Genomic DNA, 14,927 nt, shown 5'->3' on the forward strand with positions numbered 1-14,927 from the left:
TATAGAAACTGTTTTTTTAAATTATTTATTCGTTACAGCCCCTTATAAATGCATTTGTGTTGTAACTTTAACAATTTCTTTATAATAATCATCTTGTGATTTTGTAAGACGATCTATCGATAAATCTAAATGTCCATCTTTCATGTAATAAACTTTCTTTGAATAAGAAGCAACAAAGCTATCATGCGTCACCATAATAATCGTTGTATGTTTTTCTTCATTGATTTTAACAAGATATTCCATCAGTTCTCTGGCATTTAAACTATCTAAATTCCCTGTTGGTTCATCAGCAAAGATGATCTTTGGTTCATTGATCAATGCTCTAGCAATCGCAGCTCTTTGTTGTTGTCCACCTGAACATTGGGATGGATATTTATCAATGATTTCTTCAATATTTAACATTTTTGTAAGTTCATTTAATTTTTCTAATTGTCTTTTTTGATCCACTTTATTTAGTCTTAATGAAAATAAAATATTATTTTTGATTGTTAATGATTCAATAAGATTATAATTTTGAAAAATAAAACCAATTTCTTCTTTTCTTAAATTTGCTTTTTCTTTTTCTGATAAAAGAAGTAAATCTTTTTGATTAAGAAAAATTTGTCCATGAGTGGCTTCATCAATCGTTGACAAGATATTAACAAGTGTCGTCTTCCCTGAACCAGAGGCACCCATAATACAAATAAAATCACCTTTTTCTACTTCAAAATCTAATCCATTTAAAGCCACCTTAGGATGAACACCATAAGGATTATAAACTTTCTTTAAATTTCTAATTTCCATGTAACTCATAATTTTGACCTCTTTTCTTTAAATAAACAATCAATTCAGCTATTCCATAAGGAACAACAAACTCAAGTAAAACAATACCAACAAGTCCTAAATCAATCGATGCACGAATTAAAAACGTACACGCAATACTTAAAATATAAATACCTGCAAAGATCCATAAAACAACATAAAATCCATTTCCTTCTTTATAAGATATTTTCTTAACATCTTGATTTGTAAGTCCCATCTTACATAAGTTTTTAAAATGTTCTTTCTTTTCTAAAGCATCGATATCAAAACGACTGACAACACTTAAACATAAAACAAAATTAATTAAGACAGCGCCAATGTGTAAAGCAATATGCAACATCTTCATATGAAGCGATGAGAAAATAAATGTTGGTATTAAAATGACGGCTAACATAATAAAGACAATGAGTAATTTACTTTGTTGCATAAATAAAGCTAAATCACCTAAAACAATCGTATCTTCTCCTTTTAAATTCAATGAATCAACCATTTCATTTAAAGTATGAGGAATGAAATAATAAAACAAACCATAAGCACTGATAGCTCCAATACAAGAAGCAATCGCAAATCCTGCATCTAATTCTTCTCCTACATACATCGCATAAAGTCCTAAGAAATAACCTAAAATATAGATATAATCAGGTATGACAAATACACGATGATCTTCTTTCTGTGTCGTAATGTATTTATCTTTAATAAGCGATGATAAAGAATTATTGTTGATATAGTTCACTTGCATTCCAATTAAAACAATTAAAATACAAACAACTAAAATCCCTATCATTGAAAATAATCTTGTATTAAAATAGAAAACACTTTGATGAATATGACAATAACGATAAACAACTGTTAAAAAGATTGGTGTTGTCACTAATGATAAGCAACAAGTGATTATTACTGAAACAACCATGAGCATAATCATTTGAACTAATTGATAAAGAATAACTTTTCCTTGATTAAATCCTGCCATTTTAAGCATTCCTATTTCTCTAGCATGAAGTTTCATATAATAGTTACATGAATAACAAATCAATGAAACACAAACCATTAAAATAAACAATCCCATCAACATAATGCAATAAGGTTCACTAAAATCAAGAATATCATCATATGTCACCTTTTTAGCGAGATATGGATTAATAATAAAATGTAAAAACAATAAACAAATACTAAGTGTTGTAACAATAGAAACAACTAAGCCATACGCTTTTTTTCTTTCTGTCCACAACATTTCTAATGCAAACTTCAACATAACTTTCACCTACTATTCTAATGCTTTTTTAATATCACTTGCTTTGTAATAAACATGATCAATCTTTTTGTTTTCTACATGAATAAGCATTGGTACTTGTTTTATTGTAATATCTTTATAATCTGTCACATTTTTATAATCAAAATCTTTTCCTGTTTTGATATCTTTTGCTTCTTCCATATTGAATACATAAATGCTTGATTTTCCTCTAACATAAGATTTGACCACTTCATTTGTATCTTTACATTTTTCATTTCCTGTTTCATAAAAATAAACATAATATGAATCATAATCTTTACTATTCAATATATCGCTTTCTTCAACATGTTGATATCCAAGTTTAACACGATCATCATTTTTAAATGGATCTTCTGGTTTCTTCAACATATTTACTGCCACCACAATTACAAGTCCAATAATACAAATTCCAATCATTTTTAATGTCTTTTTACTCTTTTCCATAAGTCATTTCCTCCTTTGACACCTTTAACATAGACTATAGAGTCACTTTATACTCAAGTATTTTTTGAAAATTTCTTAAATTTTCCTCTCTACACTTATTATTTTATTTATTTTCTTTTCTATTAATATCTTTCTGGCATGAAAGTGAGTTTTATGGCATGAAAAAAAAGATGAACTTATTTGTCATCTTTGCTTTATAATTTATTTTTATATAATTTAAACTTTAAAATAAAACATATTTCATTTTGATGATATTTGACTTCTATCCCACCATTTATTTTATGGACAAGTTCTTTTGTAATTGCAAGTCCTAATTCTGAACTCTTTTCTGTTCGACTATTAGATGTTGTATAGAATTTATCAAATAGTTTTCCTACATTTTCATCATTAATATCATAAGTATTATTTTTAAAGACATAAATTAGTTCATCTTCTTTGACTTTATTTTTGATAGAAGCTTTTTGACATCCATGTTTAACAATATTCGATATGAGATTATCAAATATTCTTTTTAAAGCTTTTTCATCTACAATAATAAAAGTATTTTCAATTAAATCTAAATCTAAAATGATTTGTTTTTCTTGAAACAAATCATAATACATTCCTAAAGTATCTACAAAAAGATCATATGTATTGATGACTTTTAATTCTATAGGAAACGTATTTGATTCAACTTTAGCTAGTTCAAAAAAACTTTCCATCATATTTTTTAAAGAATCAATTCTTGCTTCAATAATTTTTATATATTCTTTTCTTTTTTTAGCATTTATTTCTTCCATATTAATAAGTTGTAAATAACCTTGAATAGAAGTTAAAGGTGTTCGTAAATCATGAGACATATTCAAAATTGTAGATTTAAGAACTTCATTGGATTCTTTACTTTTCATTTCTATTTGTCTTGTTTGATCAATGAATTGATTGATGGTTTGAATAAGTTGTATTGTATCTTTATCAATGTATTCTTTTGTAATATGTGCATTCGTTGATTGTTTCATAATTTTTAGGAACTGTAAATTAATATGTCGTATTTCCTTTTTTAAAAAAAGAAGATGCACTCCTAAAAATAGTAATAATATACTTAATAAAACAATCATAATATATAAAATCAACATATCTTAAAGCCTATTCCCCAAACTGTTTCAATGGTTGGTGTTGAGGGATTGATTTCTTTTATTTTCTTACGAATATTTTTGATATGAACGGTTACTGTTTGGGTATCAATACAATAATCTTCATGCCAAACCTCTTTGAATATCTTTTCTTTACTAATTACTTTATTAAAATTTTGTATAAGTAACCTTAAAATATCAAATTCTTTAGATGTAAAATAAATATTTTGCCCATCAACAAAAACTTCTCGAGTCTCATGATTTAATACTATATTTTTGAATTCATCTTTTCTTTTATAAGAGACATGTTGAAAATTAAGATATTTTTGGATATTTCTTTCGACTTTAAGTTGTAATTCTTCTAAATTAAAAGGTTTTAAAAGAAAATCATCTGCTCCTAACTTTAAAACTTCAATTTTTGCTTCTTCTTCATTTTTAGCAGATACAGTAATAATAGGCACATCGCTTACTTTTCGTATTTCTTGGATAATTTCTTCACCTGAAATTCCTGGTAACATTAAATCCAAAATAACACAACAAATATCTCTTTCATTTTTTAATCTCAATAAACCTTCTGTTCCTGAAAAAGCTTGAATTGTTGAATAGCCTTTTATCACAAAATAATCATTAATAAAATTATTAATATCACTATCATCTTCTACAATCAAAACACAGTGCATCTTTTCACCTTCTTTTTTCTAGCATTATACCTTATTTTAAGCGATATCTCGATAACAAAACACATAAATTCCTAAAGTCAAAGAAATCAGTATAAAAATAAAACCAACAAATTCTGTTTTATAAATGATGCTTGTGCTTAGATTATTTAAATAAGCTAGGTGATCTAAACATGTTACTGGATCAATTTCTGATAGATGAATAGAGGTTGCTATTGCTGAAATGAAAATCATCATAAATTGATATAAAATTGTAAAAAGTGTCGTTGCCATATTACTTTTAAATAAAATTCCTATAAAAATCATCATTCCAGTAAAGCCAATATAAAGAGGTAATTGTAATAAGATAATCTTTAAAACAGTTATTAACTCACTCAATCGAATGCTTACAAAGCCATTAAATAAAATACTCATCATTAAACCTAAAACGACATATAAAATAGGTAATATCAAGGCAAACAAAGCACATATAAGCATTTTTGAAAGATAAATCGTTGTTCGTGAGTATTGATAAGAGACTGTATTTTTAATTGTTTTATATTTAAAGTCAGAAATAAAAACATTAATAACAATAGGTATTAAAAAGAAAAGTATAACATTCGATCCTTTTAAAAGTTCTATCATCATTTGTGTTCCTTTTTTACCAAAATGAACAAGATTATAATTCATACTATCTGACATCAAAGTCATCACGCCATCTCCACCTTGAGCTAAACCATTTCCTAATAAAAGAATACCTAAAAATCCTAATGTAATCCAAAGTAAGATCTTACTCTTCCATAATTTATAAAAATCAGCTTTTATAATATTAAACATGACTTTCCACTCCTTTAATCAATGATAAATAATAATTTTCTAAACTGACATTTGAAATATTCATTTTATTAAGAATGACCCCTTCTTGAATTAAAGTTGTTGCTACTAATGAACTTTCATTTACAAAATCATAAAGATAAATTGTATGATCATCCATGACTTTGAAATTTTCTGTATGTAATTTTTGTTCAAGAGTTATTGTTGCAAGGCCAATATTTTCAACATCTAAAGAAATATATTTTTTTAGTTTCTCTTGTAATTTTTCAGCCGTAATTTCTTCACTCATTTGCCCTTGATGGATAAAACCATATCTTGTCGCTATCATTTCTAATTCATCTAAAATATGACTTGAAATAAGCATTGTAATACCATATTTCTTATTAAGATGGCTTAATATTTCTCTTAATTCTACAATACCTTGTGGGTCTAAACCATTTAATGGTTCATCTAAAATCAGTAAATCAGGATTATTAATTAAAGCAAGAGCCAACCCTAATCTTTGTTTCATTCCTAAAGAGTAGTTTTTATATTTCTTTTTCCTAACATTTTCTAAACCTACCATCTTTAATACTTTTTCAATACTATTTATTTCAACAATTCCTTTATATTGAACATAATATTTTAAATTTTCATAGGCAGTCATATAAGGATAAAATGCTGGATTTTCAATAATTGCACCTATTCTTGATCTATTTATTTGATTATCTAAAGAATCAAATAACTCTAACTGTCCTTGTGTTTCTTTAATCAATGACATAATGATTTTCATGGTCGTTGATTTACCTGCCCCATTTTGTCCAATAAAACCATATATATCCTTTTGATAAACGGTCATATTTAAATGATTTAATATTTCTGTTTGTCCTCTTTTTTTAGAAATATCTCTTAATTTTATTACTGTATTATTCATTTAACATCCTTCTTTCTGGATAAAAGTATATTTCAAATACATTTACTTTTTAATAAAAAAATAAAGAAAAAAGTATAAAGAAAGTATAAAGATTAAAAGTTTTATTTCTAACCATACTTTATATACAATTTCATCATTTTTAATCTATAGCTTCTTAATATTATTTAATTGCGAGTAAATTTTATTGTTTTTTACTCGCAATTAAATATAATATGAATAAAGGATGTGATTTTATGAACTATTTATCTTTATATAAGGCTCATTTTAAAATAGATATCAACGAGAAAGAGTTATACGACATACGTTTTCATTCACCCAATACACTTCATTTTAAATTACCAATTCATAATAAAGAATCCTTTTTATATGTAAATAATGAATTATTGGTACTCATTGAACAAATTCATGTACTTAATAGTAAAATTATTAAAAAAAGAAATGAAATCAAAACAGATTTAATCAATACATGGGAACTTTCCCATTCTCTTGTTCAAGAAATTCTGTTAAGCAATGAAATTGAAGGTGTTGTAAGTACTAGAAAAGAAATCAATGAGTTATTAGATATGAAAAGCCCTAAAGAATATAAAAGACTTTATGGCATGGTTAACAAATATAGAGATATCTTTTTCCAAAAAAAAGAATTTAATCCTATTACCGATTCCTCTAAACTAAGAAAAGTTTATGATGATATTTTGATTCAAGATATCGAAAATGAAGAGCCTCATAATCTACCTGATGGTATTCTTTTTAGAAAAGAAAATGTAAATGTTGTTTCTTCAACAAAAATCATTCATCAAGGCGTTTATCCAGAAAGTAAAATTATTAAGGATATTGATGATACATTATCTATCTTAAATAATCCTGATTTACCTTATTTAGTAAGAGTTGCACTCTTTCATTATTTTTTAGGATATATTCATCCTTTTTATGATGGAAATGGGCGTATTTCTCGTTATATTTCGAGTTATTATCTTTCTCAAGTTATTGATTCGATTGCTTCACTTCGTTTATCTATTGCCTGTAAAAAAAGACAAAAAGATTATTATGAAGCATTTAAAATAACGAATGATCCTAGAAATAATGGTGATATAACTTATTTTGTCTTAATGTTTTTAGATATTTTTAAAGAAGGTTTAGAAGATTATTTAGAAGAACTTACTGATAAAGTAAATCAATACATCTACTATGAAAATAAATTACTTAATTTAACTTTGGATGATACAAGTAGTTTAATCTTAAAAATCATTGTTGATTGTACTCTATTCCATCTAAAAAGTATTTCTATAAAAGAACTTGTTGATATGACACATTTATCTAAATCAACTATTTCTCATAGAATCAATCTTTTAGAAAAAGCAAACTATATCATTAGAATCAAAGAAAGCAGACAAACATATTTTTCATTTAATTTAGATTCTTTATAAAAAGGCATTTAAAAGGAAACTGCGACAACAGTTTCCCTTTTCTTTGGTAATTATCGAAATTACCTGTTTCTCATGTAGACACATAATATCACAAAAACAATCAATCATCCATTTCAAATAAAAGAACTTCTATATTTAAATGTTTTTCTAAATCTTTTTTTAATCTTTTCATAAGAGTTGGTAAAACATTAAAATAACTATTTTCTAATAAATAGTCATGAAACATATGTACTATTTCAATATTTTCTTCAAAATTTAAATCAACACTTTCTTTCATTGAAACAACATCTTCTTGATAGATTTCATCAAATCCTATTAAAAGAGGTTCTATTGAATTTCCATAACATGGGTATTGAATACTTACATAATTTACTTTAAAATCTAATTCTTTTATTTTATTACATATAAAATCATAAACATTTTGATAATAGATTTCTTTTGCTTTTTTATAAGAGAAATAAGCATTTCTTTTTATATATTCAAGAGCTACAAAATAACTTTGATTTAAAAATTGAAGATAATAATATTCTGTTTTTCTTTGTTTTTCGTTAACAACATTAGAAATAGAAAGCATGATATTATCTATAGAAAGCTGTTTTTCATTATCTGTATTTTTAATATGAATATTTTTTTGAAGATAATAAGAATAAAGTATTTCATTCTCTTTTAAAAAGACTTGTCTAAAAATAAACTTTATTTCCTTTTTCTCTTTTATTAAAAAATACTTATGTAGATTTGTATAAATAATAGCAAGAGAAGGACTCACCCATTGATACTTTTCATCATTTAAAACACCATAATAACGATGAATATGTACTATAAAATGATCCTTATCAAATACATATTCTCCTTGTATTTTTATCTTAGGATACAACAAATCATTATTTAATAGAGCCACTTCATACATTTCATTTTCTAAATAGAGATATAAACGATCAACAACATTTCCTTTTTTTCTCAAATAACACCGATTATCTTGTTTAAAACCATATTCATAAACATCTTGCCCTTCTTTTCTTGCCAAGCGACAACTATAAATTCCTTCAACGACCTTTTCATAGATTTCACTTCGTTCAATATAAGATTTTGTTCCTTGTCTTATCTTTTTCATCAAAAAAGAACTTGTATATAATTCTCTATGATCTATAAGATATCCTTTGAGCTTTTCAAGTTTCTTTTTATCTTCTTCTAAAATATCTTGAAAATTATTTTTATAACTTTTATACCATCTTTCTAATTCGTTCATTTCAAACACATATTCTATCATCTTATAACATCAAAAAAGGAGTTATTAAAAAGAAAAATAATAATTTTAGTCACCAAAAGAAAAATCAGTAATGAACCTATGGCTCCTATAACAAGATTTATGATATCTTTTGAATAAAGTAATACAAATAGTCCATGTATAAAAACAACTTATCTTCCTATAAACTTATAAAATTCTTGTTTTTCCATAAAAAACCTCTATTCCATTTTTCTTATTTTGACACTCTTATTCATTCTATCAAATTCTGAAACAACTTCTTTTATCTCAGTTTCGTTCAGTTTTTCTTTTCGTACAATTAATGTAATATCATAACTAAAATCTTCATCTTCATAATAATATTTTTTATCTAGAATCTTTTCATCTTCTTTTTCTAGTAAATACTTATGTTCATTTATTTTTGAGATTTGATAACCCTTTTGTTTCGCAAATTCATATGGATCATCTTCAAATTGTTCAACCGCAATCAGCGCTTCTGTTTCAAAAATACTTTTTACATCTGACTCTTCGTCTTTAATATATATCAACAATCCCAAAAGAGAAGCATCTACTAAGCAGTCTTCATCCATCTTTCTAAAATGTGTTTTCTTATATTTACTTAATAGTATTTCTTTATAAAAAATATCTGCGGGAATAATATGTTTATTTTTTGGTCCTTTTCTTGGTTCTTCACGAACAGTATTATTATAAAAATAAATTCGCTCATAAGGTGCAATACTTTCTATAGTATAAAGACCATTTTCACTTTTTACAGGACTTAATTTTAAAGATATTTCTTTTGCAGCTTTATCTACTTGATAATAATGTCTAATTTTCCATTCTTTAAAAAGTTTCCTTTCCTGCATTAAATTTTCATAGAGTTGAATTTCGATACCATTCTTTGTTTCTTCTGCATGATAAACATAAGGACATGATAAAAGTCTTTCTTTATCAAAATAATCAAACATATAACGACCAAAACACATTTTTCTGCTGAGTCCCACATTGATTCCTAACTCATCAAAAATACGAAAAGAGTCCCCTCTTAATTTATAATCAGCTTTCATCTTTTGAAAACAATTATGCCATTTATTATTTAAATCTTTAAAAGCTTGAATTTGTTGTTCATATATTTGTTCATCTATTACATGGATCATAAAATAACGATCTTGAAAAAGCTCTTTTAAAACATCTAAACAATGATTTATGATTTGTTCATCATTTTTACATTTTAAAAGAATATATGATATTCCTACAACTTGATCTGGTTGTTCCATTCTAAAATAAAGATCTTCATTATGAGAGTAAAAAGACAAATACCAATACCATAAATTGGCATTATTTAAAACCCATTCTGTATATTCTTTAGAATTGTATACCGCAAATCTTTCAGCACGCCAGTTACTTTGATTCAAATTTTCCCTTAAATCTAATCGATTTAACAAATTTTCTATAAAATCTATACTAAGAAACTCTTTTGTGATAAAAGTGATTTTTATAGAAACATCATAACTCATTGTTTGCCCTCTCTTTCCTGTTTAATAAAATACATATACACTTATTTAAATTTCAATAAATAATTTTCAAAAAATAGATTATTTCATTTTTCTTATTTTGACACTTTTATTCATTCTATCAAATTCTGAAACAACTTCTTTTATCTCAGTTTCGTTCAGTTTTTCTTTTCGTACAATTAATGTAATATCATAACTAAAATCTTCATCTTCATAATAATATTTTTTATCTAGAATCTTTTCATCTTCTTTTTCTAGTAAATACTTATGTTCATTTATTTTTGAGATTTGATAACCCTTTTGTTTCGCAAATTCATATGGATCATCTTCAAATTGTTCAACCGCAATCAGCGCTTCTGTTTCAAAAATACTTTTTACATCTGACTCTTCGTCTTTAATATATATCAACAATCCCAAAAGAGAAGCATCTACTAAGCAGTCTTCATCCATCTTTCTAAAATGTGTTTTCTTATATTTACTTAATAGTATTTCTTTATAAAAAATATCTGCGGGAATAATATGTTTATTTTTTGGTCCTTTTCTTGGTTCTTCACGAACAGTATTATTATAAAAATATATTGATTTATACGACACAAGACTTTCAATACTATAAATACTTTCTGTTCCTTCAACCTTTCTTAATTTCAAAGAAATTTCTTTTGCCACCTTACTTATTTGATAATAATGTCTAATTCTCCATTCATTAAAAAGACTTCTTTCCTGTATTAAATTTTCATAGAGTTGAATTTCAATACCATTCTTTGTTTCTTCTGCATGGTAAACATAAGGACATGATAAAAGTCTTTCTTTATCAAAATACTCAAACATATAGCGACCAAAATACATTTTTCTGCTGAGTCCCACATTGATTCCTAACTCATCAAAAATACGAAAAGAGTCCCCTCTTAATTTATAATCAGCTTTCATCTTTTGAAAACGATTATGCCATTTATTATTTAAATCCTCAAAAGCTTGAATTTGGCGTTCATATATTTTTTCTTCTATTACATGGATCATAAAATAATGATCTTGAAAAATGTCTTTTAAAACATCTAAACAATGATTTATGAATTGTTCATCATTTTTACACTTTAAAAGAATATATGAAATTCCTATAACATTCTCTGTTTGTTCCATTCTAAAATAAAGATCTTCATTATGAGAGTAAAAAGACAAATTCCAATACCATAAATTGGCATTGTTTAAAACCCATTCTGTATCTTCTTTAGTATGATATATTGAAAATCTTTCAGCACGCCAGTTACTTTGATTCAAATTTTCTCTTAAATCTAGTTGCTTCAACAGATTTTCTATAAAATCTATGCTAAGAAACTCTTTTGTGATAAAAGTGATTTTTATAGATACATCATAACTCATTGTTTGCCCTCCTTTTTTATATATCATAAAATAAATAATAAAAGTTTATTTATAAAATCTTATTTAACATACTATTATTCGGTGTTTTTAATAAAGTGAATATAAATATGTGAGAGATTGATTAAGTTGATCTTCATGTATAAATATATAATTATTTTTTAATGAGATATAGAGATTATTTATTTTTTTATCTATTTTTATTTTCTTTAGTTGTCCCTCTACGTCATAAAGATAAATATTTTGATTGAGATAGAAATATAGAATTATTTTATTTTTATAAGGTCTTGTAAATTGACATATTTCAAATGTAAATGCAAAATCATCCTGATTTTCAATAGAAAATAATTCTTTATGAAAAGAATTATAAAGTGTTATTTTATGTAAACTTTCATATTCTATATTTTCTATTTTAAAAGGCTTATATTCCTTTCTAATAAAGTAATTAAAATCATAAGAATAAAGATCATATTTTAAAAGATCATTCTTTAATAAAGATAACTTATTATGTTGATCTAAAGTATAATAAACTGTTTTTAAATCATTATGATTGATTATTTGTATAGGATAGATATATTGATTTTTGATTTCTATAGGATGTCTTATTAAAAAAATGTTTGTTGGTAAATCGATATAAATGATTTTATCTGTTTTTATTTGATAGATACAAAGAATATAATCAAATAGAAATAATTCTTTTAAATCACTTTCAAATTCATAAAAATCTTTTATCTTTCCTTTTGCTTTTTTATTTTTTAATTTAATTAACCATTTCATGCAGGAAAAATAATTTTTTGATTTTAACTCCGAAATATCGGAGTTAAAATGCTTTTTTTAAAAACGTTTATTTTCTATTTTGTATATAATTATACATGTGAGGTGTATGATTATGGCAAAAAACTTAAAACCAAAAAAGGATTCCTTAGTTGCATTGACAAAAAAATATGCAAATAATAACGATGAATGTGTTCGATTTTTCTTTGATATGAAATGGCCTACAGGTTTCTACTGTGAAAAATGTGGGTGCACTCATTTTTATTCAATAAAAAAAAGAAATGTTTTTGAATGTACTGAATGTGGGCATCAACATTATCTTCTTGCAGGAACTATTTTCCAGGACAACAAGCTTGATCTTTATACTCTTATTCTTGGAATGTTTCTTTTCTTTACTTCTAATAAAGGAATATCAGCTATAGAACTTGCTAGTGAACTAGATGTTAACTATAAGACAGCTCTTCTTCTTGCAAGAAAATGCAGAATACTTATGGCTGAAAGCTGTAGTGAAAAGATATTGGATAGTATGTTTTATGAATCAGATGTCGCATATATAGGATCAAAAAGCAAAGGATACCATAAGCAAGGTTGTGCTACTGAGCAACAACCTTTTTTGTCTCTTCTATCAACTGATAAGGAAAACAAATATCCTAAATACATTAAATTATTTGCTATACCGAAAGATCAGTCAAAATATATAGTAAAATACATAAAAGAACATGCAATATTAGATCAAACACGAACATTAAATACGGATGGAAAGACAACATACTATACTCTAAGTGATAATCTTAACCTAAAGTCAGATAAAATCATCTATAATGAAGAAGATCATAAACTTAAATGGCTAAATATTATCATTGGAGATATCAAGAATAATATTACTGGTATCTATCATGGAGTAACAAAAAGAGATTTCCCATTATTTTTAAATGAACAAGAATGGAGATTTAATCATCGCTACTCAGGATCTAATATTCTAGATAAGATTAAGAAATATATTAATAAATCGAGTCCTTGTCCAAAAAAATCAATAATTACAGTTCTAAATCTTTCAGAATCTTATTTTTCTTCCTGCGTCTGATGGTTAATTAAACTTTTTTTAAAAATGACGATACTTTTAATTTCTCAAAGAGAATGATACGCTATATGCGAGAATATTGTCTAAAAGATACTCATATTACAATGACTTCTAATAGTAGAGTGTTTATGAGTTTAGACTTTATCTTATATGGTGATGTTAGTTTGTTAAAAAATTGGGTATTACATTATGATATTGTATCAATTGAACAAGTAAAATACTTATAGATGCTCACTCAAATGTCTCTGAACTGACACGAAAAGAGAAAGATAAGTACTTTTTTTGAACAAAAAGTTACTTATCTTACTTTTATATAGAAATATTCATTCTTATTTTTTTACTTCTTTTTTATAATGAATCTACTGAAGGAGATCATTTTATGAATGAATTAAGATTTGATAATCAAGTAGCAATCATTACTGGTGGAGCAAGGGGAATAGGCTTTGCTCATGCAAAGTTACTTGGTAGTCGTGGTGCAAAAGTTGTTGTCAATGATATTTCAGGTGCTAAAGAGGCAGTAGTGAAACTTAAAGAAATGGGTATTGAAGCTATCGCAGATGAAAATGATATTTCAAAAATGGAAAGTGCACAAAAAATTGTTGAAGATGCTGTAAAAGAGTTTGGAAGAGTAGATATTTTAGTGAATAATGCAGGAGTAAATCGCTCTTTATCTATTGAAAATGAAGATGATGAAAGATTTGATTTTTTAATGAAAGTTAATACATATGGTAGTAGAAACCTTTGTAAAGCGGTTTTTCCAATAATGAAAGAACAAGGATATGGTCGTATTATTAATACAACATCTACATCTGCTATGTATGGTGGAGCAGATTTATTTGGTTATTCAGTTTCTAAAGGAGCTATATATGGAATGACAAGAAGTTTAGCGTTAGCAGCTAAAGATTATGGTATTTTAGTCAATGCTATTTCTCCTTGTGCTGCAACTATTATGGCTATGGATGATTTAGGATTTGATTTTAGCAATCCAGATGCAAGAAAGCAATACGAAGCTGCAATGCCACCTGAAGCAATTTCTCCAATTGTTGCTGTATTAGCTCACAAAGATTGCCCTGTAACAGGAAAAGTCTTTGAAACTGGTGGAGGAAGAGTTAATGAAATTTTTATTGGTACAACAATGGGATATTACGATCCTACTTTTTCACCTGAAATGATCGCTAAAAAAATGGATATCATTTCTGATCATGAAGATTACGTTATTATCGAAGACAGTATGCTAGCTAATGTTATCATGCAAAAAGCCATCGAACGTCAACACCAAAAAAAGACAAAATAAATTTTTAGGTGATAAATCATTGAAAATGATTATCACCTTTTCCGCTACTATAATATCGCTTGTATTCTTATAATCTGAAATCGTGTACATAATCTATGGACAAAATAACTTATGTTCACGCTCAATACATCAAATTAATAAAAAAAACATAGTCTTAATTATTTTGACTATGCCCTTAATATTTATATACATTTCA

The 14,927-nt window shown here is 25.8% G+C and carries 14 protein-coding genes; 3 read left to right on the forward strand and 11 right to left on the reverse strand.

Going from position 1 to position 14,927, the window contains the following annotated elements; genetic code table 11:
- Positions 1–42 precede the first annotated feature (42 nt).
- The 7 genes from ACLVEP_RS01860 to ACLVEP_RS01890 all read right to left on the reverse strand — a co-directional run bounded on the left by ACLVEP_RS01860 (position 43) and on the right by ACLVEP_RS01890 (position 6,027).
- On the reverse strand, positions 43–792 hold the full coding sequence (locus ACLVEP_RS01860) for an ABC transporter ATP-binding protein (protein WP_412411238.1): 750 nt from the start codon (positions 790–792) through the stop codon (positions 43–45).
- Positions 773–2,053, reverse strand: a complete 1,281-nt coding sequence (locus ACLVEP_RS01865; RefSeq protein ID WP_412582449.1) for an FtsX-like permease family protein — start codon at positions 2,051–2,053, stop codon at positions 773–775. The genes ACLVEP_RS01860 and ACLVEP_RS01865 overlap by 20 nt, the downstream gene beginning before the upstream one ends.
- 12 nt (positions 2,054–2,065) lie before the next feature.
- Complete coding sequence (locus ACLVEP_RS01870; protein WP_412582451.1) at positions 2,066–2,515, reverse strand: hypothetical protein; 450 nt, start codon at positions 2,513–2,515, stop codon at positions 2,066–2,068.
- A 194-nt stretch (positions 2,516–2,709) separates the two neighbouring features.
- Positions 2,710–3,627, reverse strand: a complete 918-nt coding sequence (locus tag ACLVEP_RS01875) for a sensor histidine kinase (protein WP_412582453.1) — start codon at positions 3,625–3,627, stop codon at positions 2,710–2,712.
- Complete coding sequence (locus ACLVEP_RS01880; RefSeq protein WP_412582454.1) at positions 3,621–4,304, reverse strand: response regulator transcription factor; 684 nt, start codon at positions 4,302–4,304, stop codon at positions 3,621–3,623. The genes ACLVEP_RS01875 and ACLVEP_RS01880 overlap by 7 nt, the downstream gene beginning before the upstream one ends.
- A 36-nt stretch (positions 4,305–4,340) precedes the next feature.
- On the reverse strand, positions 4,341–5,117 hold the full coding sequence (locus tag ACLVEP_RS01885; RefSeq protein WP_412582456.1) for a hypothetical protein: 777 nt from the start codon (positions 5,115–5,117) through the stop codon (positions 4,341–4,343).
- Positions 5,110–6,027, reverse strand: coding sequence for an ATP-binding cassette domain-containing protein (locus ACLVEP_RS01890; RefSeq protein ID WP_412582458.1), 918 nt, complete (start codon positions 6,025–6,027; stop codon positions 5,110–5,112). The genes ACLVEP_RS01885 and ACLVEP_RS01890 overlap by 8 nt, the downstream gene beginning before the upstream one ends.
- 233 nt (positions 6,028–6,260) lie before the next feature.
- Between ACLVEP_RS01890 and ACLVEP_RS01895 the strand changes: the two genes are divergently transcribed.
- Complete coding sequence (locus ACLVEP_RS01895; RefSeq protein WP_412113016.1) at positions 6,261–7,451, forward strand: Fic family protein; 1,191 nt, start codon at positions 6,261–6,263, stop codon at positions 7,449–7,451.
- A gap of 100 nt (positions 7,452–7,551) precedes the next feature.
- On the opposite strand, the gene ACLVEP_RS01900 is transcribed toward ACLVEP_RS01895, so the two are convergent.
- The 4 genes from ACLVEP_RS01900 to ACLVEP_RS01915 form a co-directional block, all read right to left on the reverse strand.
- Positions 7,552–8,697 carry a hypothetical protein gene (locus tag ACLVEP_RS01900; RefSeq protein ID WP_412113015.1) on the reverse strand — a complete coding sequence of 382 codons (1,146 nt, stop codon included), beginning with the start codon at positions 8,695–8,697 and terminating at the stop codon, positions 7,552–7,554.
- A gap of 218 nt (positions 8,698–8,915) precedes the next feature.
- The gene (locus tag ACLVEP_RS01905) at positions 8,916–10,211 is read right to left on the reverse strand and encodes a hypothetical protein (protein WP_412582460.1); all 1,296 of its coding nucleotides are present in this window, start codon (positions 10,209–10,211) and stop codon (positions 8,916–8,918) included.
- Positions 10,212–10,289: 78 nt separating this feature from the next.
- Positions 10,290–11,585 (reverse strand): hypothetical protein, encoded by a 1,296-nt coding sequence (locus ACLVEP_RS01910; RefSeq protein ID WP_412582462.1) that lies wholly within the window; start codon positions 11,583–11,585, stop codon positions 10,290–10,292.
- An 87-nt stretch (positions 11,586–11,672) separates the two neighbouring features.
- Positions 11,673–12,359 (reverse strand): hypothetical protein, encoded by a 687-nt coding sequence (locus ACLVEP_RS01915; RefSeq protein ID WP_412582464.1) that lies wholly within the window; start codon positions 12,357–12,359, stop codon positions 11,673–11,675.
- A gap of 112 nt (positions 12,360–12,471) precedes the next feature.
- Between ACLVEP_RS01915 and ACLVEP_RS01920 the strand changes: the two genes are divergently transcribed.
- Together ACLVEP_RS01920 and ACLVEP_RS01925 are read left to right on the forward strand one after the other, a co-directional pair.
- Complete coding sequence (locus ACLVEP_RS01920; protein WP_412582465.1) at positions 12,472–13,440, forward strand: IS1595 family transposase; 969 nt, start codon at positions 12,472–12,474, stop codon at positions 13,438–13,440.
- Positions 13,441–13,816: 376 nt separating this feature from the next.
- Positions 13,817–14,731 (forward strand): SDR family NAD(P)-dependent oxidoreductase, encoded by a 915-nt coding sequence (locus tag ACLVEP_RS01925; RefSeq protein WP_412582466.1) that lies wholly within the window; start codon positions 13,817–13,819, stop codon positions 14,729–14,731.
- Positions 14,732–14,927: the final 196 nt, after the last annotated feature.

The sequence above is a fragment of the Faecalibacillus sp. genome (assembly GCF_047023275.1).
Taxonomy (GTDB): Bacteria; Bacillota_I; Bacilli_A; order Erysipelotrichales; family Coprobacillaceae; genus Faecalibacillus.

Coding starts and splice junctions, on each gene's coding strand:
- ACLVEP_RS01860 (WP_412411238.1), bottom strand. CDS start 792: ATGAGTTACATGGAAATTAGAAATTTAAAGAAAGTTTATAATCCTTAT.
- ACLVEP_RS01865 (WP_412582449.1), bottom strand. CDS start 2,053: ATGTTGAAGTTTGCATTAGAAATGTTGTGGACAGAAAGAAAAAAAGCG.
- ACLVEP_RS01870 (WP_412582451.1), bottom strand. CDS start 2,515: ATGGAAAAGAGTAAAAAGACATTAAAAATGATTGGAATTTGTATTATT.
- ACLVEP_RS01875 (WP_412582453.1), bottom strand. CDS start 3,627: ATGTTGATTTTATATATTATGATTGTTTTATTAAGTATATTATTACTA.
- ACLVEP_RS01880 (WP_412582454.1), bottom strand. CDS start 4,304: ATGCACTGTGTTTTGATTGTAGAAGATGATAGTGATATTAATAATTTT.
- ACLVEP_RS01885 (WP_412582456.1), bottom strand. CDS start 5,117: ATGTTTAATATTATAAAAGCTGATTTTTATAAATTATGGAAGAGTAAG.
- ACLVEP_RS01890 (WP_412582458.1), bottom strand. CDS start 6,027: ATGAATAATACAGTAATAAAATTAAGAGATATTTCTAAAAAAAGAGGA.
- ACLVEP_RS01895 (WP_412113016.1), top strand. CDS start 6,261: ATGAACTATTTATCTTTATATAAGGCTCATTTTAAAATAGATATCAAC.
- ACLVEP_RS01900 (WP_412113015.1), bottom strand. CDS start 8,697: ATGAACGAATTAGAAAGATGGTATAAAAGTTATAAAAATAATTTTCAA.
- ACLVEP_RS01905 (WP_412582460.1), bottom strand. CDS start 10,211: ATGAGTTATGATGTTTCTATAAAAATCACTTTTATCACAAAAGAGTTT.
- ACLVEP_RS01910 (WP_412582462.1), bottom strand. CDS start 11,585: ATGAGTTATGATGTATCTATAAAAATCACTTTTATCACAAAAGAGTTT.
- ACLVEP_RS01915 (WP_412582464.1), bottom strand. CDS start 12,359: ATGAAATGGTTAATTAAATTAAAAAATAAAAAAGCAAAAGGAAAGATA.
- ACLVEP_RS01920 (WP_412582465.1), top strand. CDS start 12,472: ATGGCAAAAAACTTAAAACCAAAAAAGGATTCCTTAGTTGCATTGACA.
- ACLVEP_RS01925 (WP_412582466.1), top strand. CDS start 13,817: ATGAATGAATTAAGATTTGATAATCAAGTAGCAATCATTACTGGTGGA.